Here is a 24,325-nt window from a genome sequence, read left to right as displayed (position 1 = left end):
TCGCTTCTCGGTTACTTCGCGAGATACGATCACTTCCGTGTTCAAACAGAATCGAAGGCCTTGATACTGTCGGAGCGGGGGGCAGTTTTTATGCCGGAGCGAAATTAATGCCTGTGCCAGCATTCCTGATGCCCGTATTGCGGGTTCTTCCCAAGCCATTGAAAAAGAGGCTGAGGATCATTCGAGACCATGGAAAGCGAAAGGCTATCGCCCTGTCGTATACACTTCCAGCCGTACAGACGGCGAGGAGTTGGGCATGGAAGGAAAAGGAAGTTTCCAACTTCTACTATGCGCTGACTCCGGATAATCGGGATCACCTGATCCATCTCATTTCGACCATCACTGGTGCAGCATATGAGGTGATCGACGGCTACATGTCCGAACTGGAGAATGATGCCTCACTGCGCCTGCATCTTGAAAATCACCTCAAGGAAAGCCGCTATGGCGATGACATTGAGATCGAGTATGGTCGACGCCTTGGTTGGTATGCCATTGCCCGCGTGAAGAAGCCGAAAGTTCTCATCGAAACAGGGGTCGATCACGGGGTTGGATCATGTGTGCTGGCGAGTGCTTTGCTGCGAAACGCCGCCGAGGGCCATCCCGGCCGTTACTACGGAACAGAAATCAGGCCGGAAGCGGGTGCGTTGTTTACGGGCGAATACGCCACCGTGGGGCGTATCCTCTATGGCGACTCAATACAGTCGCTCACGACCTTCGCTGAACCAATTGACATGTTCGTCAATGATTCCGACCATAGTGGAGAGTACGAATACCAAGAATATCAGACGATTTCCAAAAAACTTGCCATCGGAGCAATCATCTTGGGCGACAATGCTCATGTTACCGACAGCCTCTCCCGTTTTTCAAGAGAGAGCGGCCGAAAGTTCGTCTTCTTCTCCGAAAAGCCGCTTGATCACTGGTACCCGGGAGCTGGCATTGGCGTATCGTTCTAGCCTGTGAGGTGAAAAACGAAATACTCGCGCGGTTTTCCACCGACCGGATTTGTATATTCCGCAGGCCACCCTGACGCCGACATTGTAGGCGAACGAGGTCAGCGCCACGAAACGCGCATCCGGCAAGGGCACGCGCACACAGCTTTCGATGCCGCGCGCATAGGCTTGAAGCTCCAACGCCAGCAGCGCCTTGCACTGCTCCACCGTCCTGCGATACCCGGGCTTCACCCCATTGGTGCTGCCGTAACAAATCGCCCCTGTGTGGCCGGATCCGGATAGGCGTGCTGCCGCAGCCCTTCGAAGCTGCCGACGAGCGCCACGGCCATTGCAGCCGCAGCGCTACCCCTCTGAAGGCGGTTTGCCATTCAGTTCTCCTGAAACTTGCTGTTGGAAGACGATGCGGGCGACGATCGCCGCCGCGGTGAGCAGGCCGGTCATGACCGACATGGCGAGCTGCATGTAGACGTTGCGAGGTATCCAGGTGCCGGCGACGAAATTGATGACGGGCTCGAGGACGATGCAGAGGAGCGCGAGGGCCATCAGTCGAATTGACCAGGCGCGCTTAAGCACCTCGCGCCAGTTATGGACGAGCATGGGGTGGGCTCCGAGGTGGGGAGTGCGTGGACTGACTTCCTAGCCAGCGCTTAATATTGGTACCGCAAAGTACACTAATAGTTGCCTATTGCTAAAGTTTTCGCTTAACGGTTACGTTAGCGAAATGAGATCATCACAACATTCAAATAGAATCGCGGGCTTGGATACCGTCAGAGCGGTTGCTGCTCTGTCTGTTGTGTTTGCGCATTTGCTTGGGCCGTCGATGCCTGGCGTTTCGCGTTACATCTTCACGGGGCACCCCGCCGTTATCGCCTTCTTCGTGATTTCAGGGTTCTGCATTCATTACCCATACCGGCGGCAGGAGCTTCGAACCGCCCCGTTCCTCGCCGGCCGGTTCCTTCGCATCGTGCCACCGTCCGCGGTGGCATTCCTCATGGCGCAAGCACTGGGTATCAGGGCATACAATCCCATCGACGGCTTCATACTATGGTCGGTCGTCTGCGAGACGGTCTACTATTGCCTTTATCCGCTGTTCCTGCCGGCGGCTCGACGCATCGGTTGGCCGCTGATCATCGCTGCGTCGGTCATCGCCTCATATGGCGTCGCGATCGGCGTAGGCCCGGATCGATACGGCAATGCCCAGTCGTACGGGCCGCTGCTAAACTGGATTGTCGGCCTTCCCGCTTGGCTGATCGGCTGCTATCTCGCTGAAAATTTCGACCGCCTGAAACTCGCCGGCAATGTGTGGCTCTGGCGCGCTGTCACAGCGGCGATTGCGTCCGTCCTTTATTGGGCAACGATGAACACACCCGTTGGCTTCTACCTGACCATGACGCCATTTTCCGCGCTGGCGGGCTGCTGGATCATGGCCGAGATCAGGAATGCGGCAGACCGAGGCCCCGTAAAGACGCTCGAAGTCATAGGCGCCGCCTGCTTCTCAATTTATCTCGTCCACATCATCGCGGCGACTGCTGTTGAATGGTTGGTAACGCCGCCAATCGTCGTCTGCATCCTTTCACTTGCGCTGGTTTATCCGTTCTATCGTTGGATCGAGAAACCGTGCCATGCCGCCGCGCGCCGGGCTAAGGCAAAGCTGGAGCAGTTAGGGTCCAGACGCGTCTCAGAAGAAAGCGATCGGATCGCGATAGGCGACCGTGCCTAGCATTCGGTACGATCCCGCAGGTGCTCACCGTTGGAGAAGTCTCCAATAATTGGCACGGCCCCAACACCACGGCACGAGATATCACCGCTGATTAAGCACGGTATTTAACAACTTTCGCCGGCGAGCCCACAGCGATTCCGTAGTCGGGAATATCGGTCGTGACAACGGAGTTCGCTCCGATCACGGCGCCCTTCCCAACCGTAACGTTCATCAATATTTTGGCACCTGCACCAATCCAGACGTCATCGCCAATTTCGACAAAGCCGATTTCAGCCTTCTGAAGCCTGATCAGTGCGTCTCGCCTCATGCCATGGCTGTGATCGATGATCTGAACATCTGAGCCGATGAGCACATCGTTGCCAATCGAGATGCGGTTCTTGGCAGTAATGATGTTCCGGCGCCCGATAACAGTGTTGTTTCCAATAAACACCTTCGGCTCAGGCATCGTGAGTTGGAAGAATGAATAGTCTTGAATCGTGACATTGCTGCCGACCTCAAGAACTGCGTGCTTCACCATGCGAAACTCGGCGCTCCGCTTGACAACCAGGTTCGAGCCGGCGCGGCTGAAGTAGCGAAATCGCTTGTAGGCGGTAACGAGACGCTGAAGAATTCCTCCACGATTCCGGTACGATGCTTTATCGGTTGCCATGATTTCCTCCGAGTCCGAAGGTCATTAACTCACGACGTCGTCTATTGCCAGAGATCGCCCGCGTATATCCGCGCCAAAAGCTTGCGAGCATGCGCCTGTGCAGCATCGCTTGATCGGGAAACAAACGGTGCTATGGGTTCCTCCCGCATGGGAAATGAAACCCATCGGTCCACACCCAGATATTGCCGGCAGCCCCAGCGACCTGCCTGACTTGCTTGCTCGTGTTCGTCCAAACATCCTGGCTGCCTATGGCATAGTTGCCTGCAACCTGAACGGCGCCTAAGTTGCCGCCATCACCAGAGATGCCAGCAGTGAGAATACCCTGCGCCGGATCATGAATCAGTGCAGCATTGGTCGTCGCGCTCGATGTGAGTTCAAACCGCAGCTTCGCCTTGACCTTCACCCCATTCGGCACTGTCAGCGGCAGGAGTGCCGAGGTCGTAGAGATAGCGGCGCTAATCGCGTCCTTGGCCGGCGTAACGAAGGTGTATTCGTCACGCGGATACATGACGAACTGGCGGATAAACGAACTTGCATCCGTCAGCACCACGCCGATGCATTTGACGATGGTATAGCCGGTGAGCAGCGTCGTGGTGACGCCGGCGATCGTTGCCGAGGTCGAGAGCACCACGTCGAAAGACAGGTCGGCGTCCTTGCGCAAGGCATAGGCGAAGTATGTCGCATTTGCAGCGACGGCGCCGGCATCGAGGCCGCCGGCGCCCGTTCCCGCCGCGAATGTTCCCGTCACGCGCTTCGTCAATGGCGTTGCGCTCGAAACGAAGCTTGCCCCCGATCTGGCGGAGCCGGCGGAAAAATCGACATGGGTGGTCGGGTTGGCGCCGTTATTGGAAAGGACGAGCCCGACGACGAAATCCCCGACAGCCGCGCTGTCCGCTTTGCTCTGGATCCTGGCGAAGAGCTTGTTGGTGAAGAAGGCGGCGCCGGAACAGATGATCTCGACGCTGTAGCCGTCCTTGACGACAAGTGTCGCCGCGCCGTCGATTGTCTCCGACCCGTTCGGATCGATCGTCACGTCGCCGCCATCGGCAATGACGCAATAGTGCCAGTTTGCGCCGAGCGTTGCCGCTGCTGTCAGGCTGAGCGTAGCGGCCGCGGTGAAGCGGTGGACGGCGTTGTCGTCGGACGCAAGCGCGGCGTAATCGCCTGACTTCGCCGCATAGACCGAGGCCTTTTCGAAGGTGATGTCGACGCCGTTCTGGGTGAAACCCAGCACTCCGCCGCCCTTGAGATAGATCCCGCTCTGCGGGTTCGAGGCGAAGCCGACGCCCGGCGCCGACACCGTGCCGCCTGCGGCCTTGAGCGGCGCGGCCATCGGTGCGGAGCCGTCGCGCGGCAGCGAGTTGGTGATTTCGTTGCCGAGATCGGTGGTCAGCGCGTTCCATGGCGCCGGGTCGATGACCTGGCCGACGGAAGGGGTCGTGCCGGCGGGCTTGGAATAGATGCCGGTTGATGGATTTCTGGGCATTCACCTTCTCCAAAAGACAAGGCCCCGCGAATTGCGAGGCCTTCAAACCTATAGTATCGGTTGCGGCATGCAGACCGATCACCAGCCGAACAAACCTTCACGCAAAGCGATCACGATCGCCGCGATCCTCGCCGCCGTCGTGGCGATTGCCTCATGGGCCCCGCTCCAGAAAACTCTCCTCCGGCGGGTGATCGATCAGTTTCCGATCGAGTTGACAATGCTTCTTGCCGGCGTTTTGACGGCAGGATGGCTCTGTTACTTCATCGGACGGAGGGATGCGCTTCACGCTTTGCGGCCTTCCGATCTTTCGATCGGCTGGAGTCGAAACGATTTTTCGGCCGTTTTGAAATATGCCGCCCATATCCTTGTCAGGGCGCCGTTCGCGGTGTTTCTGTTGCCAATCCGCGGATGGAAGCAGGCGCGGGCGAATGGCGAGGGAGCGATCTTCAGCGTCATGAACTGCCTCTTGGGCGGCGTGCTTGGTTTCATGGTGACGTTCGCAACTTTGCTGCTGGTCGCCATACCGATCCAGATCGCCTTCGAGGGCGGCTAAGCCTGTCAAATTCATTCTACCAGCCACCACCACCGCCGTTTCGGCTGCCAGCTCTAAGAAGCGCGCGCGTCAGGGCCCTGGCGCCGGCTTTACGATGAGCTTCGGGACCGGCTTGCGTCGGCATCATGCCGCGTCTTTCCAGCGCATCCATGCCGAAGCCTTCCACAGCCTCTTCGAGAGCGTCATGGAAGGCCTGCTCGGCCCGATTGCTGAAACCACCTTCCCCAGATCCGAACCCTTTGATACCGGCCAGCGCGGTGTCGGCCGCCCTCCCTGACGGCAACTTAAAGGCAGCGTCAGAGGCTAGCTCTCCGGCCCCTTGCAATGTCGTGGAGATATAGGGATGCTGGTCGTCGAAGGCTCTATCCATCCCGCGCTGAATAGCGAGTGCGTTATCATACCGCTCCGCATAGGTTTGGCCCGGCAGCGGCGGAAACAATCTATCAGGCAGCAGTGGGTCAAAAACGGGCGCCAGAATTGCGTTTGTCCCAGCGTCCATTTCGTCGAGATAGGGACCGGCGACAGTGCCGCGGCTGATGGCGCGCATGACATTGTTAAGCGAAAGATCGCCTGACTGTCCCGCATAAGGGTCAGCTCTAAGCTCGGCATATCTTATCGGCGGGGCAACCGGTGCTTTGTTGGGATCTGACATTAAGACCTCCTGTGGATGGTGATTGTGATCGACAAGGTTGCGGCCCTCGAAGGCGCCTAGCCCGCGGGTCGCTCATTGGGTTCTGGTTTGAAGGAGTGGCATTCTCCGCTCGGCGAAAAGCCAGCGACCGGAGCATGCCTAAACGCGGATGGGTGCCGCGGCGCTAGACGGCGGCGAAGGGAAGATGCTTTCTCACGCAACAGTGCGCTTGCCGCCTGAGAACGACGGCAGGAGGCCGGAAGACCTTGCCGGCGGAGTTGAAGGCGTGGCCGTCGGCACAGCGGGAGCTTGAGTTGCAGCCGCCTTCTGTTCCTGATCCGCCTGCCTGATCGCCAACCCACCCATCAAGGCCTGCGCAAGCCGCGCCGCGCCCTGCCAGGTTGATTGCACCGGGCTCGCATCCATGCCCTGCTGCAGCATGGCGTAGGCCAGCCGCTTGCGCTGGTCGTCGATGTCGCCCCGTGTCCTGCCGGTATTGCCGCCTGAGATGGTTGGGATCATGCCACTGCCCTTTCGTAGTCGACGCGGTCGAAGCCGTCGGCGTGTTCGAACACGGCGTCCGGATGGGTCTTGCGCACATCGTCGGACATCAGGCCGAGCTGCATGGGGCCGCCCGCCTTGTACCGGAAGGCGTAGATGGGCAGGCCGTTATCAAGCGTGCCGACGCGGCTGATGTCTTCCTTCAGTCGCCGGTCGGACTTTGCCCAGCCGCCAAGCAGTGTTCCGCCAAGGCCGAAGAGGCCGCCCATCGCGGCGTTCGACTGGGCAAGCTGCTGGTTGTAGAGGCCCATCTTCTGATTGAAGTTCTCGTTGATCAGCCCGGCCTGGTCGACGGTCGGCAGCTCAGTCGTCGGCGTATTGACATAGTTCGGCTGATGCACCTGCGAGCCCGACATCAGCGCCGAAATCTCGTTCAGCGGCTGGTTGCGCTCGGTCAGGATCGAGTTTTGCGCATTCGAATACATGTCGCCGAGATACTGGTCGGATGCGGCCTGCTTGCGGGTGGAAAAATCCCGCATGGCGTTGTCGTAGGCCTCCGAGCCCATCGCGATGCCCTTGTCGGCCAGGCTCTGCTCGAGGCTCGCCTGGTCGCGGTCCCACTGGTTGTCGAAGCCGGAGCGCCAGTGATCGTTGACATATTTGTCGACATTGCCGGCGCTGAGATCGATATTGGTTCCGAGGATGCCGGAGATCTTGCCGGTCTGATCGCTGGCGAGCCTGGCGAGGCCAAGCTGCGTCTGTTGCGTCTGGTCGTAGATCGCCTGGTTCTCCGGCGAATAGCTCTGATAGGCCGAATAGGTCGGCAGCTGGTAGCTCTTGCCGTTCTGGTCCTTCATCGTCTGGTAGCCGGTGACCTTGTATTCCAACGAACCATCCGGCGTGTACTGGTTGGTGTGGCTCAAGCCGGCATTGGCAATGGCGGTGTCGACATTGGTGGCCGTCTGCGCCGCTGCGGTCTGGGTCGGATCAGGCGCCTTCGGGGCCTTTGGCGTGGAGACCATAGGGAAAATCCTCTTTGATGATTCCGTAAAGCAGGCCGTCGCAATCGCCGAAATAGCCGCGCTGGCGGCCCTCCGGCTCGGCGCCCACTCTGGCGAGCAGCCTCTGGGCGGGGCTGTTGTCGGCGCGGGTGCGGCAGGTGGCGCGGCGGCAGCCAAGCTGGTTGACGACATAGTCGAACACCGCCCGCATCAGCGTCAGCGACAGCCGGTCGGCGGCGAGCGAGATCTCGATATCGTGCCCGGTCCAGACGTTGAAGACGAAGCCGGCGATGATCCGGCCGCGATCGACATGGGCAAGCGTGGTGTAGGGCGGATGGAAGGTGACGCCGATCCTGGCGCCGACCCAGGCGGCGATCTCGGCACTGGGTTCGCAGACGATCAAATCGGCGCGCCCCTCTCGTAAAGCAGCGAACCGCCGACAACGGCGGCTTCCGAGACGGTGCCTGACGAGCCCGAGATCAGCGCCCGGATGGTGGGCGCAAGCGCCGAACCGGCGCCGCCGGCGGAGGCGAATTTGCGCACCAGCGAAATGCCGGGGAATTTCGAAACTCCCCAGATCGCCGTTCCCCATTTCGCCGCCGCATTGTTCTCGACCGACGACAGAAGCGCTGTCGGCACTTTCGTCTGATAGTCGACCGAGATGCCGCCATACATCAGCGTCGACACGCCGATCTCGGCCGTCACCCCGATCAGTTTCGACAGCTTGGTCGAGAGCCCGTCGCCGAAGCGGCTCCAGGCGCCGACCATCAGCGCGTCGATCGCCGCGCCATTGTCGTTCGCCCCGACTTCCGCTTCGTAAAGCGTGCCGTCGGCGGCGCCAAAGAACAGCCGGTCCTGCCAAGTCGCCCAGCAGGAGGCGGGCATGCCGACGAAGCGGCACCAGGCGCCGGTTTCGGTGTTCATCACATATTGATAGGGGCCGAAGGAGGACGGCAGGTTGACGATCGCCATCTGCCTGGCCGGGAAGCTCGAAAGCTGCCACTCCCCAGAGCTTGTGCCGGCCGCCGCCACCGTCTCGCGCCAGGTCGGGGCGATCCTTGCTGTAATCGCCCCGAGGCTGGTGGCGCCGCGATCGAGCTGCACGGCCTTGGTGATCGGCACGATGCCGTCGGTCGTCATGATCGCCAGATCGGCGCCGACCGACAGCAGACAGCGGTCGAGCCCAAGCGGCCGGCCGAGCTTGAAGGTGCCGATCAGGCCCCAGTTCGAAGCGCTCGACGGGTCGGATCCCTGGAAGACGATCACCTCGCCCTCCGAGGAGATCAGCACCAGGCACTGCTGCAGGCCGGCCGCAACCGGGATCGTCCAGACATTGATCGCCACCAGCGTGCCGCCATATTTCATGTTGCCGCCGACCGGCAGAACGGTGGCGGCGCCGCTGACGGCGTCGGTGGCGAGATACCAGACATTGGTCGAATTCTTCTCGATGAACCACAGGCGCGAGCGATAGGCGGTGACGGCGGCAAGCAGCGAGGCGTCGGATATGCCTGTGATCATCGTCGAGGCGACATAGGGCGTGGCGGCCACGCCCTTTTCCAGCTGGGCATTGCTGACCGTTCCCGTCACGGTGACGGTGAGCGTGCCGGCCGCCGGCGTAAAGGTGAGCGACACCCGGTTGCCGGCGCCGGTGCCGTTCAGCGTGCCGGCGAAGGCGCCGGAAAGCGTCACCGAGCCGGTGCCGAAGAAACTCAGCGTATAGGCCGTGTTGCGCACGGCGACATTCTGGGTGGCGAGGGCTGCCGTGCCGACCAGGAAATTGTTCGTCCAGGAGGTGCCGTTAAAGATCAGCGGCGTGTCGAGGCCGTTGACCAGGCGCAGGAATTCCTGGCCGGCCGGGTTGGTATATTGCTGCACCGACCAGTGGGCGCTCGCCAGGCCCGAGACGACGGGCGCGCCGGCAGCACCGCCCACCGTGACGTCGAATATCTTGTCGCCGGCGGCGGCAAACAGCCTGTTGGAAACGCCGGAATAGGGAATGACCGTCTGCACGTCGGCGCCGAGACCGGTGGAAAAGGCGAGAAAACCGTAGCGGGCGCGCACGCGGTTTGCCTCGGGAAAGAAATTGTCGAGCTGGAAGGCCGCATCTTCGGGCATATCGGCCATCTCGACGTCGGTTCGCCAGCCGCCGATCGGCGCGATCCAGTCTTTGCCTGGCGAAACGCGGCGGGTGCGGCCGTTCGGGGGAACAGGTCTGCGGGTCATGGCGCCACCGTGATCGTGCCGGGCCAATAATTTTCGGGCGCCTCTCCCCTCGCCGGCAACGAAAGGTCGACAGCGCCCGCAGCACGATCGGCGCCGATCGCGGCTTCCTTGGATCGCTCGAAACTGGCGAGCTCCTCGCCATAATCGAGGCCCTTGGCCCGCTTCCAGCGCCAGATCAGCGAGAGTTCGAGCAGCTCTTCGGGAAAGCGGGCCGTATCGGTGTCGTTGGCCCAGTTGCCGGCGTTGCTGGCGCCGCCATTCACCGTCACCCAGAAGCCGGAGATATAGGCATATTCCATCGTCTCGCCGGCAACGTTCGGATAAATGTCGAGCTTGCCGCCGGCCATCCGCCAGATCTGCGGCACCGGGTTGGAATTGGGGATCGTATGGCGCTGCCAGGCCTGCGGCTCGACAGGGCCGTTCAGCGCCCAGAGGCGCGAGGCATTCCAGAGCCGCCCATTTGCCGCGAAGCGATCCCAGTCGGAAGGCGGCTCGGCCGGCTCGGGGGCAACACCCGTCGCTGCGAATTGCCGCCGCACCATCAGCGCCGACCAGTCGTGGGCTCGCATCAGGCCGCGGCCGGCGCGGGTGGAGAGGATGCGCAGCTGCATGATCTGCGGATCCGCCGAAGACATGACGGCCGTCGGCGGATCGAGGTCGATCTCCGCGCAGACGTTCTGAATGATGGTCAGGAGCGACATGCGGGGATCTCCGTTCAAGTGACTGGCGGGCTGGTTCAGGCCGCGCGTCCGCGGGACTTCTGGCTTTCGTTCTCGAGCGCCTCGAAGCGCAGGGCCATTTCCTTCATCTGCTCCTGCAGCCGGCTGACCTCACCCTTCAGCCGCTCGTTTTCAGCGGCAAAGGCCGAGGCCGCACTGGAGTTCTCGGCGCTCGCGAGATAGGCGCGGGCGGCGGCGGTGAGCTCGTTGGCGCCCATGCCGACCTTCTGCTTGGCCGTATCGGAAAGCGCGGCGAGCTGCTCGACCGTATAGATGTTGATCGCCTCCAGCTCCTTGATCTGGCTGGGCTTCAGATAGGGCCATTGCGCCAGCGGCGTGCCGGTCAGCTGCTCGCGGGCGGCGGCGCCCTCCTTGCACCGCTTATAGGCATCGGCAAAACGTTGTTTGTCGTTGTCGGTCACCTCGCGATAGACCTCGGTGTGCTTGTCGCCGGCGATGAAGATGCGGACGAATTCCTTGTCGGCAAAGATCGGCCGGCCCTCCTTCTCGGTCAGAAAGGTCTGTTCGACCGGCTCGAGGCTGAAGGAGGCATAAATTCCGGTGTTGCTGTCAGGCATGGTGTTTGCTCGCTGTTGATGGCGGGGATGTGGGATGAGCGATGTCGTGCGGATGGCTGCCCCCCACCCTAGCCCTCTCCCCGCTCGCGGGGAGAGGGGACGTGCCCCACGATAGGTCCGAGGGGAACGGAGAGGTTGCCGCATATCCCCTTCGCCCCGCACAAGCGGGGAGAAGGTGCCGGCAGGCGGATGAGGGGCACACCGCACACGAAGAAGTCAGTTGATTGCTGTGGTTTAGTTCACCTTCGACAGAAACGGCCGCATCAGCGTCGCCTCGAGAACACCGGTCGCGGTGATAGTGACGCCCGTGCCGTTGGCGGTGGCATTGGCCGAGAGCGTGATGCTCTGGGCGACGCCATTCGGGCTGTAGGTGATGCCCGCAATCGTCGTGCCGCCTGGGATACCGGTGCCGGCGACGGCCGCGCCGATGAACGGGCCGGAGCCGGCATTGAGGCCGGAGAGGTTCGTCAGCAGGTTGGAGCCGTTGACCGTCGTTGCGGTAAACGTCTGGTTGGCGGCGGCAAAGTTGACGTTGGCGATCGCCTTGGTGCCGACGGTCGCCGAGGCAGGCGCACTTGCCTGGCCCGCGGTGGTGGTGGTTTCGGCGACGACGAGGGCCGCCGTTGCGGTCGCCACCTGGGCCGGCGCCTGGCCGTTGCGCTGCAGCCAGATGTAATAGGTGCCGGGTTGAAGCGTGATGGCGCCGACCGGGCCGCCGGTCAGCGTCGGCGGCTGGGCGGCGCCGGAGAAGACGCCGCAGCGCTGGCCGACGACGGCGGCGGCCGTGGTCAACAGCGAAGCGACATAATCCCGGGTCCACTGGAACCATTGACCGGGCTGCAGGGTCGTCTGCGCTGCGAGCACCAGCTGGCAGTAGACCCATTCGGATTCACGGTCGCCGCCGGCTACCGCGCCGAGGGCGAAGTTCGGACCGGGGATACCGGATCCGGCGACGATCGGGCCTTCGACGACGAACGGGTTCGCGCCAAGACGATCGGTCTGGGAAATTGCGATGGTCATTGGAGTTGATCCTTTCGTTCGATCAGGCGAACAGCACGCCCTGCAGGAAGGCGTTGTTCATGGTGAGGTTGCCGGCGAAGCCCATGAGCTGCACGAAGGCGTCCTGGTTGGTGTTCATGCGCTCGTCGCCGATCGGCGCCATGTCGCGGTCGCGGTGCGGGCGGTAGAACAGGTATTTGGTGTTGAGGAAGAACATCTGGTTGGAAGGCGCGCCGCCGCCGAAGCCGCCGTCGAAGATCACGTCGGCGCCCATATATTGCAGCGACTGGAAGCCGGCCATGCCCTTGTCGGCGGAGGTGATGCGCTGGATCGCCTGCAGCGATTCCCAGTAGAGGCGGAAGAAGTTGTTGTCGGCGACAACGAGATCGGGCGCGTCGGCGCCGCGCACGCAGGACATATAGAGCCGGTTCATGTAGCTCTGGATGTTCGCATTGGTGGCGGCCGCGCCGCCATCGGCCGTGGCGGAGAATTTCTGGTTGCGCCAGAAACCCCAGGTGGCGCGCGAGATGCCGCCGACCGTGCCCGAGGTCGGCGAGGTCGAGATCAAGAGCTGCAGGCCGCCGATCTGACGCCCACCATCGGCGGTGCCGTCGGAATAGCAATCGAGCGCGATGTTGTTCTTCAGCGTCGTTTCGGCGTTCTCGATGCGCTGCTCGAGCAGATCGAGGATCGCATCCTCGCCGGAATTCTGCAGCTGTTCGAGGCCGGACATGGAGACGGCGACCGCGGCCTGCTTCAGGTCGTACTCGGCGGCGGTGATGACGTCGGAGGGCTGGACGTTCAGGATATCGTAGCCGGAATAGCGCTTGAAGGTCGAATTTTCCTGGTACTGCAGTTCCTGGACGATGGTGCGGCCGCCGGAGACCGGCTTCTTGCGGCCGCGGCTGTTGAGACGGGTGAGAAGACCGTTGTTCTTCGTCACGTCGTCGGCGACCGTGCCGCTGCGGTTGCGCAGCGTCGTGGTGACGATTTCAGAGAGGTTGGGCGAAATGGGCATCGATCATTCCTTTGATCAGACTTGGCCTTTGATCAGACTTGGCCGCGCGAAAAACGCATGGCGTCGCGCAGCGAGTCGCGGATGGAGGTTGGCTGGGCTCTTGCCGCGTCGCGGGTCGGGCCCGGCGCGGAAGAGCCAGAGATGGATCGCGAGGCGCGGCGGGCTTGATCTGCCGCTGCGGCCCTCTGGGCGTGGTGGTCTCGGACGGGCTGCGCAGTCTGGCTGATCAACTGCTGGCGAATGTCCGGTCGCATCCAGCATGCGGCGTCGTAGGCGTCCTGAAGTGTCGATGCCCGCCCCGCATTGATGAGGGCGACCATGTCGTCGAGAACGTCTTCGGCATGCGCATTGGCCGGATCGGAAAGAAAGGCATCGACCTGAGTTTCGGTGTCCCTCTTGCGCAAAACATGTTCGACCGTGGCCTCGACATTGATGGATCGAGGCTGTGGCTGCACCTGCTGCGCATTGCGCTGCAGGGCCTCCCCCGTCTGACCGTTGACGAGGGCGTGAAGATTGACCCCGGCCACCTTGGCGACGTGAAGAACGGTGTTGACGGGATCGCGGATCAGCGCCTTTTCCCAGTCGATCGCCCGGCGCATGACATCGGCATGCGTCATGCCGGCCCGGCGGACGATCGGGGTGAATTCCTCCAGCCCCTTGTAATCCTGCAGCACGCGGAAGCCGCGATCGACTTCCTGCTCGCGCTTGGCGATCGCCGCCTGCACCTCGCTCGGCAGGTTCGAAAACTGCGCCTTGGCCTCGGTCGACCAGCCCGGCGGCACGCGGCTGACGGTGGCGGCAGGCTGTTGACGGCTGTCGGTGTCGCCGGTCTGCTGTGCCGCAGGCGTCTGCCCTGCTGTGGCCGTCCTGCCAGCCTGCTCCTGCCCCTTGGCCGGGAAGCGGCCGTTTTCGCCGTCGCGCGGCTGGCCCGGCAGATCGCCCGGCCCGCCTTCGACGGTGTCGATCGCCGCTTTCAGGCTGTCGCGAATGCTGACCGGCCCATCATTCATTGAATTGCCGCCGGCCGCGCCGAATTCTTCGCTGCCGTTGCCGGCCTCGTTCAGGTCTTCCATATCCATATCAGGAATTTCCTTTGTCGGGGATTGATGCCCACTGAGGTCTTTGTTTCGTGCCTGTCGTTATCCCCGAACCGCTGCACACTTCCGGGCGACATGAATCAGGCGTTGTGCTCGGCGTAGACCCGCCGCAATTCGTTGCGGATCGCCTTCCGGTCCGTCTTCGGCTTTTCGATCGGCTGCGGCTTCTCATTGCCGATCTCGACCACGCCGGCTGCCCGGTAGGCGGAGCGCAGCCTGGCTTTGGAAGTGTAATGCCGGCCGTCATGCATCGACTGGATGTCGATCGTATCGCTGACGAAATGCGGCGCCGGCAGATCCGACTGCGCCAGGTTCTTCACCGGCATGCAATTGTGCGGCCATGCGTCGAGCGCGTGCCAGCCGCCGCAGACGCGGCAATAACGTTCTCTCATGCTGTTGCTCCCGGGCTTGTTGATAGCTCGCGCGCATCTGGTCGGTCGCCTGCGCCGCCGCCTCGCCGCGCGCCTGTTCCAGCATGGCGCGATGCTCGATCTCCGCTTGCGCCACGCCAAGCTCGGCCTTCCGCTGTTCGGCACCGGCCTTCACCTGCTCGGTCTTCAGCTTGATCATCTCACCGGGCGTAGGCTGCGGGTCGGGCTTCGGCGCGCTCGCCGCCTGGGAGAGCTGGGCGCCCACCTGCTCCAGCGTGCTTTCGAGCTGGCGGCCGGCGCGGAAGCCGCGGGCGGCAAAGAGCAGCGTCTCGACCATGACCGGCACCAGCATCGGGCTCTGCTGCGCCATGGCGCCGGCCTGCTGCATGAAGCCGCCGACCATCTGCACGAATTCCATGCGCCGCTGCTTTTCCGCGTCCTCGTCGGGCTCGATCGTCGAGTCCGTTTCGATGTCGATCCGGAAGCCGCGAATGCTGTCATCGCGCAAGAGCTGCACCACCTCGTCGATCGTCGGCTGCCCCATCATCTGCTGCAGCTGCGGCGGCAGTTCGGGCGGCTGCGGGGCCGGCTGGCCCATCTGCTGCGCCCGCATGGCCGCCTGCTGCGCCGCCATCTGCATCTGCATTTGCACCTGCTCTTTCTCAGCCATGGTGGGAAGCTTGATGCCGCTCACCAGCATCAGCGTTTCCGGCTGGAACTGGTCGCAGATGATTTCGCCGGCAAGGCGGATGATGTCGCGGGCAAAGCGGGCAAGCTCGGCCTGGCGGTCGCGGATGCGGATCGAGCCCCACTGGCTCTTGATCCGCTGCGCCGTCGCCGTCTCCGAGGCCTGCGTGTCGCCGCGCACGATGTCGGAGATGCCGGTGATCTGGTAGACATCCTCGATCAGCTGCTTGCGCGCCGCCATGCAGGCGACGATCACCTTCTGCACCTCATCGATCGGCAGCGTCACGATTGCCTTCGAACCGCCCTTGTCGGTGAAGGCAGCCCATTCCGGGATCGGCACCATGACCATGTCGTTCTCGGGCCGCATCGCCTTTTCGATCGCCGGCGAGATCGCGCCGTCGCCGGAGGGATAGAACACCTTCAGCCGCAGCTGATCGGTCAGCTTGTTGATGCGCCTGGTCAAGAGATCGATCTCGTCGCATTGCTGCTGGTAATAGACGTAGTCGGGAACCGGGATCAGCGAACTGGTCGACACCGTGCCATAGGCCGGGCGCGGGCAAGGCCAGAAATGCGTCAGCTCGAGCGGCGGCTCGGACACTTCCAATGCGACAGACGAACCCTCGGCAATCCAGACGGTGTAGTTCTCGCTCTTGCACCAGATTTCCCAGACATGGGTCTTGCCCTCGTTTTCGGCCCGCTCGGTCTGGCTGGCACCCTTGCCGCCTGCTGCCGCCTGCGCCGGCCCCGAGGTCATGGCCTCACGGCCGAAGCGTTTTTCCATCTCCGCCTCGGTCATCGGCACGCGCCGCGCCACCCAGGTGACGTCCTTCCAGCGGCGCGCCGGCGAATGCAGGAAATCCGACCAGTGGACATAATCGATGCAGACGCGCTCGTCGGCGATCACTTCGGGCTGAGGACCGCCCATGGCGCCGATCTCGCCGCCGATACCGCCGGGCAGGCCTGCGCCAGAACCTTGAGCTGCCGGCGGCTTCGAAGGTTCGATTCCCATGTCCAGCGGCTCGAAATCGGCCTCGTAGCGCAGCCACACCGTGCCGCGGGCGCAGAGCAGGAAATCGTCGCGCACCGCCCGCATGATCGAATCGAGATCGGCCTCGTCGCCTGTATAGGCGAGATTGCGTTCGACGATTTCCGAAGCGATGCGGGCGACGGGTTCGGCATCCTTGAAGCGGCGCTCGACGACCGGCTGCGGCACGCGGGCATAGACGGCCGGCTGCAGCACCGCGGTATTGGCCCAGAGCATCGGGAAGCGGCGCTTGGCGGCGCTCGTCTGGTCCGCCTGCTGGTCGAGATAGATCTTCTCGATCTTGACGCAGCGGTCGTGCCAGGACTTGAAATAGCGCTGGGCGCGTTCGAGCTCCTGCTGCCAATGGGCGCCGACCTTTGCCGGATCCCAGTGCTGCCCGCCTTCCAAAACCGTCGTCTCGTCTTCCATCAAACACGCTCGCTCTGTCTCGGAGTGGAATCGGCAAATTCGTTGAATGTCATGGTCTGGAATGTCCGCAGCGGCTTACGCTCGGGCTTCAGCGGTTCGGGCGCCAGGCCAGTGAAGATGATCGGCAGGCCGCCGAAAGCGTCGGCGCCGTGCGAAGCCCAGTTGTGCAGTGGCACGTCGCGGAAGACGCCGAGGTCTTCGTCCCATTCCTTGCGGTAGTTGCGCAGGCACTTGATGCCCTCGCCACAGCCGGCCTGGTCGAACTCGACCTTTGCCAGGATGCGCCGGGTGCCGTTGATACGGTCGTGGACATAGGCGCGCTCGACCTTGCGCACCGTGCCGAGACCACGGGCCTTGACCTCTCTCAGCATCACTTCGATGCGCGTCATGCCGCCGCGCGTCCATTCCCTGACCTTGATGTCGTGCGGCATGTTATGGACGCCGTAGACATAGCCATGTTCGCCCGCCCGCCGCTCCAGCTCGTCGAGCATGCCGTCCATGCCGGTGCCGGTATGCTCGAAATAACCGATCATCCTGACGCGGCCGGGCAGCACCTGGAACAGCCAGACGCTGTTGGCGTCGTCCATGCCGATGTCGGAGATGGTATGAACCGGATAACCCACGACATGCGGGAAGACGCCGATGCGCTCCTCGGCATCGGCAAGCGCCATCTGATCGGCATAATAGGCGCCCTCGACGCTCGCCTCGAAAGCCTCGGCCGGCGTCGAGGGATATTCGCGCTTCATGTCGCCGAGCTGGATCTCGGCCTTCTTGACGTACCAGGCCTTCTGGCCCTCCGTCAGTTCGATCCCCTGTTCGGCAAGCTCGCGGAAATATTTGGCGAAGGCATCGCTGATGATGACGCCCCCGGGCGCGATCGCATAATGCGGCTCCTTCCACCAGGGGAAGAAATGGAACTTGAAGTCGAGCTCGGTCAGCTTCGCCGCCTGGCGCTGCTTGACCTGCGCATCCTCGCAAAGCGAATAGAAATGCCCCTCCTGGCCTTCCGCCGTGCTTTCGACGAAGACCAGCTGGCCGGCCTGCACCGTATTCAGCGCGCCGGTGCGGACCTCCCGCGCCTTGTCGGGATATTTGGCGCAGAGCTTTCCGTATTCCGAAATGTGCAGATACTGCAGCGTACCCGAGCGCAGCGAGGTGCCGACGCGAATGCTCGAATTGTTGGCGAGCAGCAATTCGGTCTGGTTGGTCCTGACAACAGGCACGGCATTGCGGATGCCTTCGGGCAGATTGTCATAGGGATATTTGATCTTGTCCCGGAAGATCGTCTGCACGTCGCCGAGTGTATGGGCGATGGTGCCGGCCCTGATATCCCGGTTGAAGACGCAGGCATCGAGCATGAAGATCTGGATGAAGGTGGTCAGCCCCAGCTGGCGGGCCTTCAAAAGCACGTTCAGATAATGCATCTCCTCGAAGAAGGTCGCCTGCATCAGATTCATTTCGAATTTGACGCGCTTGCCGGCCTTGTCGGTGATCCAGTAGAGATTGTTCAGCCGCCACCGCCAGTCGGAGAACCGGTCAACCGCCGTTTGGAAGTCCGCGCGTCTTGCCATTGATATCTTCCAGCAGTTGCGAGACTTCGCCGGTGACACCCTGTTCGGGCTCGACCTTGGCGCCGTATTTCTTGGGCTTCAGCTTCTCGGCCACCCATTGGCGGGTGGCGATGCGCAGCTGCGAGCGCCTGATCGCCTCGCCGTTCTCCTGCCAGCCGGTGGTTTCGCCGGCGGCGTTCTTCTTCTCGATCCAGTCATTGGAGCGGTCGTCGGCAATCTCGACCAGTTCGTCGACAAAGCTGTCGGCGAGGATCTCGCGGGCCAGCGCATAACGCGCCCGAAACGCCGCCTTGTCCTCATCCGCCAGCCAGGCGAGCACCGTCGATTTCGCCGGCATGTCCTCATCCCGGCAGATCGAACCCAGGCTTTCCCGGTCTGCGATGCGCGCACAGATTTTTTCCGCCAGCGCCTGGCTGAACTTGCTCGGCCTGCCCATCGGTTGGCGTCTGACGCTCAGAACAAGGCGATAATGTTGGAGGCCGTGGTCCCGGTCAGCGCCACGATGGCAGCATGAACGGGAAGGATCGTCCCGGCCGGCACGCTCTTGAAGATGACGGGATCCACATCGCGGCGCGGCGCAATCGCCACATCACCGGCCGTGCCGATATAAAGCGCACGGGCGCCGACAATGGCGGTATCGTTCGGTGTCACCACCGCGGCCCGCGAAGCCGGAGCAATCGAAGGATCCATAGCAAATCTCCTTGTGACGAGTGGATGTCCTGCCAACGCGCCCGCGTCGGGCGCTGCTTAGCTAGATTTGGCCAAGCGCGCTCCCCACCTCCGTCATCCCAGGGCTTGACCTGGCTTGACCCTGGGATCCATGCCCGCTGCCGCTGGTGGAAGCCGAAGTGGATCCTCGGGTCAAGCCCTGGGATGACGGAGCAAGGGGTAGGCTCCTTGGCAAATGAGCGGGCGCTGACACGCTGACTCGTTCGCAAGGCGCTGCGAACAGCGCACAAGTTCGAAGAGCCGCGCCGACTTGACCGCCGACATCAGCTCCGGATTCAAATTTCGCAGTTTGGATTTACGGTAGTGATAACTGATCCGCTGGGGGGTGATCAAGAACTGATTACGCCTCTCCCGCCGGTTCGAAATCGAGCCTTCTCGTGTCAGATTCCTCCACCTCGCGCCGACGCCGGATTTGGCAAAACGCGCTCCTCCACCCTCCGTCATCCCAGGCCTTGAGCCTGGGATCCATGCCCGCTGCGACCGGCCGTGGATCCTCGGGTCAAGCCCGATCCTCGGGTCAAGCCCGAGGAGGACGGAGCAAGGGGTGGGCTCCATGGCAAACCGTGGTGGCGGCTCAGCGGCGTTAGTCAACACGAACTTCCGCTTTGGCAATCCGCCCGCCCCACCCTCCGTCATTCAGGCCTTGAGCCTGGCATTCATGCCGCTTCTGGTGGTGCAGAGGCAAGACGGCGACCCCTCCCGAGTACCTCCAGAAATCGGAAAAACCAAACTTGTGCAATGCATGGACCGAGGTGACAAGCGGTACCATCCGTCGTGAGCGAGGCATATACTATCAACAGGCTGTCGATCACAGGTGGAGGAGACTGTGAAAACCACCGTCTCGAGACTTCTTCTTTGCCTCATCGCTTCTCTCGGCATCCCCCTGTCCGCGAACCCGGCCGCTGCGGAGGAACTGGTGCGGTTCGAAAGCGCCCCCGTCAAGCTCAGCCCGTTTCGCATCCGCAAGGCCCTCGAACAGGGAGAGATTCTCTCCCAGCCGCAGGGCACGCCGTTGCTCGGATATCTATCCCGCCCTGCCGGCGACGGCCCCTTCCCGGCGGTGGTTCTCCTGCATGGTTGCGATCACCTGCGTTTGAGCGTCAAAGATCTTTGGCCGAAACGGCTGGTGAAATGGGGCTATGTCGTGCTCGTTGTCGACAGCTTCACCACCCGCAAGCTCGACGACACCTGTGGAAGCGCTCTTCCCGAACGCGTCTTCGACGCCTATGGCGCTCTGGAATTTCTATCGAGGTCGAGCTTCGTCGATACCAGCCGCGTCGCCTTGATGGGCTTTTCGGCCGGCGCCACCGCGACGCTGGACGCCACGAAAATCGCCGGGAACGAACAGCTGATGGAGCGCAAGTTCAGGGCGGCGGTTGCCTATTATCCCGCCTGTGACGCGGATCGGGGCGATCCGACAGTGCCGACCCTGATCATGACCGGCGAACGGGATAATTGGAGCCGGGCTGAACGGTGCCAGAAGAGGCTCGCCCGCCTCAGCGACAATGCCCCGCCCGTCGAGCTCGATGTCTACAGGGGCGTCTATCACAATTTCGATGCGCCGGAGTTCATGGTGGGAAAAAGGGTGCTGGGTCATATCGAAAAATACGATCCCGACGCCGCGGCAAAGTCCATACGCAGCGTCTACGCCTTTCTTCGAAAATACCTGACGAACTAAGCCTGCGTGATCTCAAGAGGACCGATCGCGGCGCAGTTTGGCAGCGCCACCCCAACCTCCGTCATCCAGGCCTTGAGCCTGGGATCGATGCCGCTGCGGTGGAGGCCGGCCGCGGATCCTCGGGTCAAGCCCACTGGTGTCCGGTTTAAATTTGGTCACCATTGGAGGCTCATCTGGTGGGGACTGTGTGGTGGCCTGCCGGCGGGTTGCAACAGGCGGTCGATCCTGCGGCGATGCATGAGATTGGCGCGCACCAGGCGGGCGAAGGCGAGCGGGCTTGTGACGGTGGTCTGGTCGGCCTTGGCCATCTGCAGCAGCAGGTATGCGATCAAAGCGACGGCGATCTGGATGCGCACGGCATTCTCGCTGTTGCCGAGGAAATGGCGGATTTTCAGCGTCTGCTTGACCCAGCGGAAGAACAGCTCGATCGCCCAGCGGCGCTTGTAGAGCGCGGCGATCTCTTCTGCCGGGGCATCGAGATCGTTGGAGAAGATGCGCAATATCTTGCCGGTTTCGATCTGCACACAGATCTCCCGAACCGGCCCGCTCATCGGGTTCCTGCGGCTTTTTGCCATGCGCTGCGGCAGAAGGCCGACCCGATCCGACAGGATGGTTCCATCCGGGCTAACCGCTCTTTCCTCGATGACGGCCAATTTGGTATGGGATTTGAGGCGCGTGACGATGCGGCAGCCGGCGGCATTGAGCTTCGCCCACCAGCCGAAATCGTAATAGCCGAGGTCGAAGACATAGGTGGCGCCTGCCTCGATGGGCATGACCTTGGCGGCGGTGATGTCGTTGACATTGGCCGGCGTCACCGCCGCATAGATCGGCCGTTCGGCATTGGCATCGTAGACGACGTGAACCTTGGCGCCACAGGCCTGATCGGAAAAGCGTGCCCAGTGCGATCCCGCTCCGGAAAGGCGCAGGCTGCTGCTGTCGATTAGATGGACCGCCTCGCCGACGGCCCGCTTGAGCCCACGCCCGGCGCGGGACACCATCTGCGCGAACAGCTCGGCGAAAACCGCACTCGGGCGCAGGCCATTGGCGTCGGCAAGGGTCGATCGTGACACCGGTTGGGCGCCGAGATGGTAAAGACCGCTGCTGTGGCTTTGCAGGCCGCCGACGATCTCGCGCAGGCTGACGGCCCCGGAAAGCTGGCCGTAGAGCAGCGCGACCAGCTGGCTCTTCGTCGACAGCCGCCGCACGTGCTTGTCGGCCTGATGCTCCTCCACAAGTCTTTCGAAGGCCGCCCACGGAATCCGCTTCAACAGATCATGAAAGACGCTATTCTCATGCCGCACGGTGTTGCCCCTCTTTCGTGTCCGGGATTGTCGCCAAACATCCGAATACGAGTAGAATCAACACCGTGCGCCTTGTCCACCAAATTTAAACCGGACAGCAGTGGGTCAAGCCCGAGGAGGACGGAGCAAGGGGTGGGCTCCGCCGCACACCACGGTGGCGGCTAACCGGCGCTGGCGAACACGCATTTCCGCTTTGGCAATCCGCCCGCCCCACCCTCCGTCATCCCAGGCCTTGAGCCTGGGATCCATGCCTGCTGCTGATGGACACCCCAGCCGTGGATCCTCGGGTCAAGCCCGAGGAGGACGGAGTGTGAGGCGATCTCCCGGCAAACCGATCCAGGGCGCAAAATTACGCTCCGACCGCGAACGCCTAGATGCTGCCCGGCCGCCCTGATGTCGTCGCCTGACTCGCCGAAGACATGAACGTCTCCTCGGCGCTCGGCACTTTCCCCTCCGGCGTCAGATCGTCGACGGCCTTGGGAAGATCGCGGCTCAGCCGGCCGAGGATCTCCTGATGCGAGAGGCCGGTATTCCTGGCGATCTCGTCGAGGACATCCGGGCCGAGGGCTGTGGCAAGTTCACCGTCATTGATGTCGGCGTTCTCTCCGCGGCGCACCCAGGATTCCATCTTGTCGCCCTGGCCGTTCTGCTGAAACGTCTTCAGCAGGTCGCCAAGACCGCCGCTGACGATGCTGCCGGAGGTCAAGCCGCCGAGAAGGCCTCCGAGACCGCCGGAGCCGGCCAGACCGCCGAGGATGCCGCCGAGGCCGCCTGATGGCTGGCCTCCGGCACCTGCCTGCTGCGGGTTCTGGAGGCCCCGCAGGAGCTCCCGGATCTTGTCCCTGTTCTGATAACCGGCAACGGCAAGAACGGCGAGAAGCGCCTTCATTTGACCGCTCATCATGATGAAATCCTCCTGTGGTGCTCCGTGGGTTCACGCCAGCCGGAGCGCTGAATGGGCGCAATGTTCACTATCGTGGAAAGCTCCCGCCGGCGGGGCGAAAGGCCCCTTGCCGGCGGCATTTCACGACTGTCTCAAGGCCGGCTCAGAGTTCCGGGCAGCCGCGCTGGTTGGCGAAGATCATCCGGTCCGGGCCGCGGCGCGTCATGCCCTCGACGACGATGCTGCGCGACGAGATGCGGACGATGTGGGCCCGGCGCAGGCCTTCGCTGCGGGCGATGTCGAGCGCATCGTCGGGATCGCAGCGACGCGGGCCTCGACGGTCGTAACGGTCGTAGCGGTCGTAATCGCGATTCCGGTCGTAGACGCCGACGCCGCCGGGGCCGATGCGCAGTTCCATATCCTGCGCGGCCGCAATCGTCGGCGCAATCGTCAGGCCGGTCATGGAGGCAAGGCCGATCAACACGAACTGAAGAGACTTATGCATGGATTCCTCCCATGGCCTTCATTGCTTATCGCCATACCAACATCGCCATCGGGATTTTGTTCCGCGAGGCTCAAGGGCCGGCGCAGGGGAAGATGCAAGAGCCTCAGATCGCCAGGCCGCAGCCGCTCGAGCATGCCCAGGCGTGATGCTCCAGCCAGGCGACAGCGAAGCTGCAGATCGAGGCCGCCTCCACCAGCACCGACGGCGCGTCTCCAACCAGGCCCTGTGCGCCCTGCCCGCCGGCGAGAAAGGCCCTGACGATCCCGGCGAAGTAATCGCTTTCGAGGCGGGGCACGACGGGGTCGCCGGTGTCGAATTCCTCGAGCATGCGCCACACCACGCCGGCCGGCGTGGCAAAGGGCGCCTCATAGCGGCGCAGGCGCTTGTTCGGGATCTCAGCCAGGTGCTCGGCATGGTGGAGAAGGGTCATCGTGTCGAGCGGGGCTCCGGCCATGAGGACCTTGCCGCCGGCGGCCACGAGTTTGGCGAGCGGCGAGCCCTCGCCATAGCCGTAGTCGAGCGAGTGGTCGGCGGTCAGCCAGTCGGCCCTGGCGCCGATCGCCGCGACCGAGGCGCCCGGATTGCCGCTGCGCCGCGCCCCTGGCGTCGTTCGAAGGAATTCCGGGAATATGCCGTTATCGCGGATCGCCCGGGAGGTCGTGGGATCGAAGGGTGCGATATGGTCGCGCCATTCGATTGGAACCTGGCCGTTCTCGTCGAGCAGTTCGTCATAGGCGCCGTTCCAGTCCGTATAGGCGACGATGGTGCCGGACGGGCCGACGACATCGCGCAGCGCATCGATGAACATGTCGGGACCGTTGAGCAACCGCCCCAGCCTGCTGATCGCGGCATGCACCATGACCATGTCGCCGGCGCGAAGTCCGAGCTCCTCCAGATCCTTACTGAGCGAGAGACGGGTGTGAAAGTGCGGAGCGGTCATCGGCCAACGATCATCAGGACGCGACCCGGAGTCAATGCTCCCAGGCGGAGTTCAGGACACCATCGCTCGCGATGCCCTGCTG

The 24,325-nt window shown here is 62.8% G+C and carries 26 protein-coding genes and 1 pseudogene; 4 read left to right on the top strand and 23 right to left on the bottom strand.

The features are described 5' to 3' along the window. Positions 1-107: 107 nt before the first annotated feature. Positions 108-953, top strand: coding sequence for a class I SAM-dependent methyltransferase (locus tag J2J99_RS05810; RefSeq protein WP_168294403.1), 846 nt, complete (start codon positions 108-110; stop codon positions 951-953). Positions 954-1,010: 57 nt separating this feature from the next. Here J2J99_RS05810 and J2J99_RS05805 read toward each other — a convergent pair. Together J2J99_RS05805 and J2J99_RS05800 are read right to left on the bottom strand one after the other, a co-directional pair. Continuing rightward, positions 1,011-1,318, bottom strand: a pseudogene (locus J2J99_RS05805) (glycoside hydrolase family protein); the annotation flags it as partial. Continuing rightward, the gene (locus J2J99_RS05800) at positions 1,293-1,547 is read right to left on the bottom strand and encodes a DUF7940 domain-containing protein (protein ID WP_168294404.1); all 255 of its coding nucleotides are present in this window, start codon (positions 1,545-1,547) and stop codon (positions 1,293-1,295) included. The gene J2J99_RS05800 and the pseudogene J2J99_RS05805, both read right to left, overlap by 26 nt. Before the next feature lie 124 nt (positions 1,548-1,671). On the opposite strand from J2J99_RS05800, the gene J2J99_RS05795 reads away from it, so the two are divergent. Continuing rightward, on the top strand, positions 1,672-2,670 hold the full coding sequence (locus tag J2J99_RS05795) for an acyltransferase family protein (protein WP_168294405.1): 999 nt from the start codon (positions 1,672-1,674) through the stop codon (positions 2,668-2,670). Positions 2,671-2,761: 91 nt separating this feature from the next. Here J2J99_RS05795 and J2J99_RS05790 read toward each other — a convergent pair whose 3' ends face one another. Both J2J99_RS05790 and J2J99_RS05785 read right to left on the bottom strand, forming a co-directional pair. Then, entirely contained in the window at positions 2,762-3,319 is a 558-nt protein-coding gene (locus tag J2J99_RS05790) for an acyltransferase (protein ID WP_205918547.1), read from the bottom strand. A gap of 130 nt (positions 3,320-3,449) precedes the next feature. Continuing rightward, positions 3,450-4,805 (bottom strand): hypothetical protein, encoded by a 1,356-nt coding sequence (locus tag J2J99_RS05785; protein ID WP_168294406.1) that lies wholly within the window; start codon positions 4,803-4,805, stop codon positions 3,450-3,452. 67 nt (positions 4,806-4,872) lie between these two features. Between J2J99_RS05785 and J2J99_RS05780 the strand changes: the two genes are divergently transcribed. Beyond that, positions 4,873-5,358, top strand: a complete 486-nt coding sequence (locus J2J99_RS05780; protein ID WP_168294407.1) for a hypothetical protein — start codon at positions 4,873-4,875, stop codon at positions 5,356-5,358. A 16-nt stretch (positions 5,359-5,374) separates the two neighbouring features. Here the strand turns inward: J2J99_RS05780 and J2J99_RS05775 are convergent, their stop codons facing one another. The 15 genes from J2J99_RS05775 to J2J99_RS05705 all read right to left on the bottom strand — a co-directional run bounded on the left by J2J99_RS05775 (position 5,375) and on the right by J2J99_RS05705 (position 18,897). After that, a complete protein-coding gene (locus J2J99_RS05775; RefSeq protein ID WP_246735314.1) occupies positions 5,375-5,905 on the bottom strand; it encodes a hypothetical protein in 531 nt (176 codons plus the stop codon). A 297-nt stretch (positions 5,906-6,202) separates the two neighbouring features. Continuing rightward, a complete protein-coding gene (locus tag J2J99_RS05770) occupies positions 6,203-6,511 on the bottom strand; it encodes a hypothetical protein (protein ID WP_168294409.1) in 309 nt (102 codons plus the stop codon). Next, on the bottom strand, positions 6,508-7,512 hold the full coding sequence (locus J2J99_RS05765; protein WP_168294410.1) for a tail fiber domain-containing protein: 1,005 nt from the start codon (positions 7,510-7,512) through the stop codon (positions 6,508-6,510). The genes J2J99_RS05770 and J2J99_RS05765 overlap by 4 nt, the downstream gene beginning before the upstream one ends. Further along, a complete protein-coding gene (locus tag J2J99_RS05760; RefSeq protein ID WP_168294411.1) occupies positions 7,478-7,894 on the bottom strand; it encodes a GNAT family N-acetyltransferase in 417 nt (138 codons plus the stop codon). Before J2J99_RS05760 ends, J2J99_RS05765 begins: the two co-directional genes overlap by 35 nt. Further along, entirely contained in the window at positions 7,891-9,714 is a 1,824-nt protein-coding gene (locus tag J2J99_RS05755) for a hypothetical protein (protein WP_168294412.1), read from the bottom strand. The genes J2J99_RS05760 and J2J99_RS05755 overlap by 4 nt, the downstream gene beginning before the upstream one ends. Next, positions 9,711-10,415, bottom strand: coding sequence for a phage adaptor protein (locus J2J99_RS05750; RefSeq protein ID WP_168294413.1), 705 nt, complete (start codon positions 10,413-10,415; stop codon positions 9,711-9,713). The genes J2J99_RS05755 and J2J99_RS05750 overlap by 4 nt, the downstream gene beginning before the upstream one ends. A gap of 35 nt (positions 10,416-10,450) precedes the next feature. Next, positions 10,451-11,011 carry a hypothetical protein gene (locus tag J2J99_RS05745; RefSeq protein WP_168294414.1) on the bottom strand — a complete coding sequence of 187 codons (561 nt, stop codon included), beginning with the start codon at positions 11,009-11,011 and terminating at the stop codon, positions 10,451-10,453. 234 nt (positions 11,012-11,245) lie between these two features. Then, positions 11,246-12,031 (bottom strand): hypothetical protein, encoded by a 786-nt coding sequence (locus J2J99_RS05740; protein ID WP_168294415.1) that lies wholly within the window; start codon positions 12,029-12,031, stop codon positions 11,246-11,248. A gap of 22 nt (positions 12,032-12,053) precedes the next feature. Beyond that, entirely contained in the window at positions 12,054-13,028 is a 975-nt protein-coding gene (locus J2J99_RS05735; protein ID WP_168294416.1) for a phage major capsid protein, read from the bottom strand. A 32-nt stretch (positions 13,029-13,060) separates the two neighbouring features. Further along, a complete protein-coding gene (locus tag J2J99_RS05730; protein WP_168294417.1) occupies positions 13,061-14,107 on the bottom strand; it encodes a hypothetical protein in 1,047 nt (348 codons plus the stop codon). A 98-nt stretch (positions 14,108-14,205) separates the two neighbouring features. Then, positions 14,206-14,451 (bottom strand): hypothetical protein, encoded by a 246-nt coding sequence (locus tag J2J99_RS05725; protein WP_246735315.1) that lies wholly within the window; start codon positions 14,449-14,451, stop codon positions 14,206-14,208. Beyond that, positions 14,369-16,636 carry a hypothetical protein gene (locus tag J2J99_RS05720; protein ID WP_246735316.1) on the bottom strand — a complete coding sequence of 756 codons (2,268 nt, stop codon included), beginning with the start codon at positions 16,634-16,636 and terminating at the stop codon, positions 14,369-14,371. The genes J2J99_RS05725 and J2J99_RS05720 overlap by 83 nt, the downstream gene beginning before the upstream one ends. After that, positions 16,636-18,207, bottom strand: a complete 1,572-nt coding sequence (locus tag J2J99_RS05715) for a terminase large subunit (protein WP_168294419.1) — start codon at positions 18,205-18,207, stop codon at positions 16,636-16,638. Before J2J99_RS05715 ends, J2J99_RS05720 begins: the two co-directional genes overlap by 1 nt. After that, a complete protein-coding gene (locus J2J99_RS05710; RefSeq protein ID WP_168294420.1) occupies positions 18,173-18,643 on the bottom strand; it encodes a terminase small subunit-like protein in 471 nt (156 codons plus the stop codon). Before J2J99_RS05710 ends, J2J99_RS05715 begins: the two co-directional genes overlap by 35 nt. Before the next feature lie 17 nt (positions 18,644-18,660). Next, on the bottom strand, positions 18,661-18,897 hold the full coding sequence (locus J2J99_RS05705) for a spike base protein, RCAP_Rcc01079 family (protein ID WP_064692138.1): 237 nt from the start codon (positions 18,895-18,897) through the stop codon (positions 18,661-18,663). A gap of 865 nt (positions 18,898-19,762) precedes the next feature. Here J2J99_RS05705 and J2J99_RS05700 point away from each other — a divergent pair. Next, positions 19,763-20,614 (top strand): dienelactone hydrolase family protein, encoded by an 852-nt coding sequence (locus J2J99_RS05700; RefSeq protein ID WP_207600952.1) that lies wholly within the window; start codon positions 19,763-19,765, stop codon positions 20,612-20,614. A 155-nt stretch (positions 20,615-20,769) separates the two neighbouring features. Here the strand turns inward: J2J99_RS05700 and J2J99_RS05695 are convergent, their stop codons facing one another. The 4 genes from J2J99_RS05695 to aac(3) form a co-directional block, all read right to left on the bottom strand. Beyond that, entirely contained in the window at positions 20,770-21,915 is a 1,146-nt protein-coding gene (locus J2J99_RS05695) for an IS4 family transposase (protein ID WP_168302472.1), read from the bottom strand. 370 nt (positions 21,916-22,285) lie between these two features. Next, positions 22,286-22,819 (bottom strand): YidB family protein, encoded by a 534-nt coding sequence (locus tag J2J99_RS05690; protein WP_168302382.1) that lies wholly within the window; start codon positions 22,817-22,819, stop codon positions 22,286-22,288. Between the two features lie 142 nt (positions 22,820-22,961). Next, positions 22,962-23,303 (bottom strand): hypothetical protein, encoded by a 342-nt coding sequence (locus J2J99_RS05685; RefSeq protein ID WP_168302381.1) that lies wholly within the window; start codon positions 23,301-23,303, stop codon positions 22,962-22,964. Positions 23,304-23,406: 103 nt separating this feature from the next. Next, positions 23,407-24,243, bottom strand: coding sequence for an aminoglycoside 3-N-acetyltransferase (gene aac(3), locus J2J99_RS05680; protein ID WP_168302380.1), 837 nt, complete (start codon positions 24,241-24,243; stop codon positions 23,407-23,409). Positions 24,244-24,325: the final 82 nt, after the last annotated feature.

Source organism: Rhizobium binae (genome assembly GCF_017357225.1).
GTDB lineage: Bacteria > Pseudomonadota > Alphaproteobacteria > Rhizobiales > Rhizobiaceae > Rhizobium > Rhizobium binae.
The sequence above is the reverse complement of the archived record's forward strand: the minus strand, read 5'-3'. Positions and strand labels throughout refer to the sequence as shown.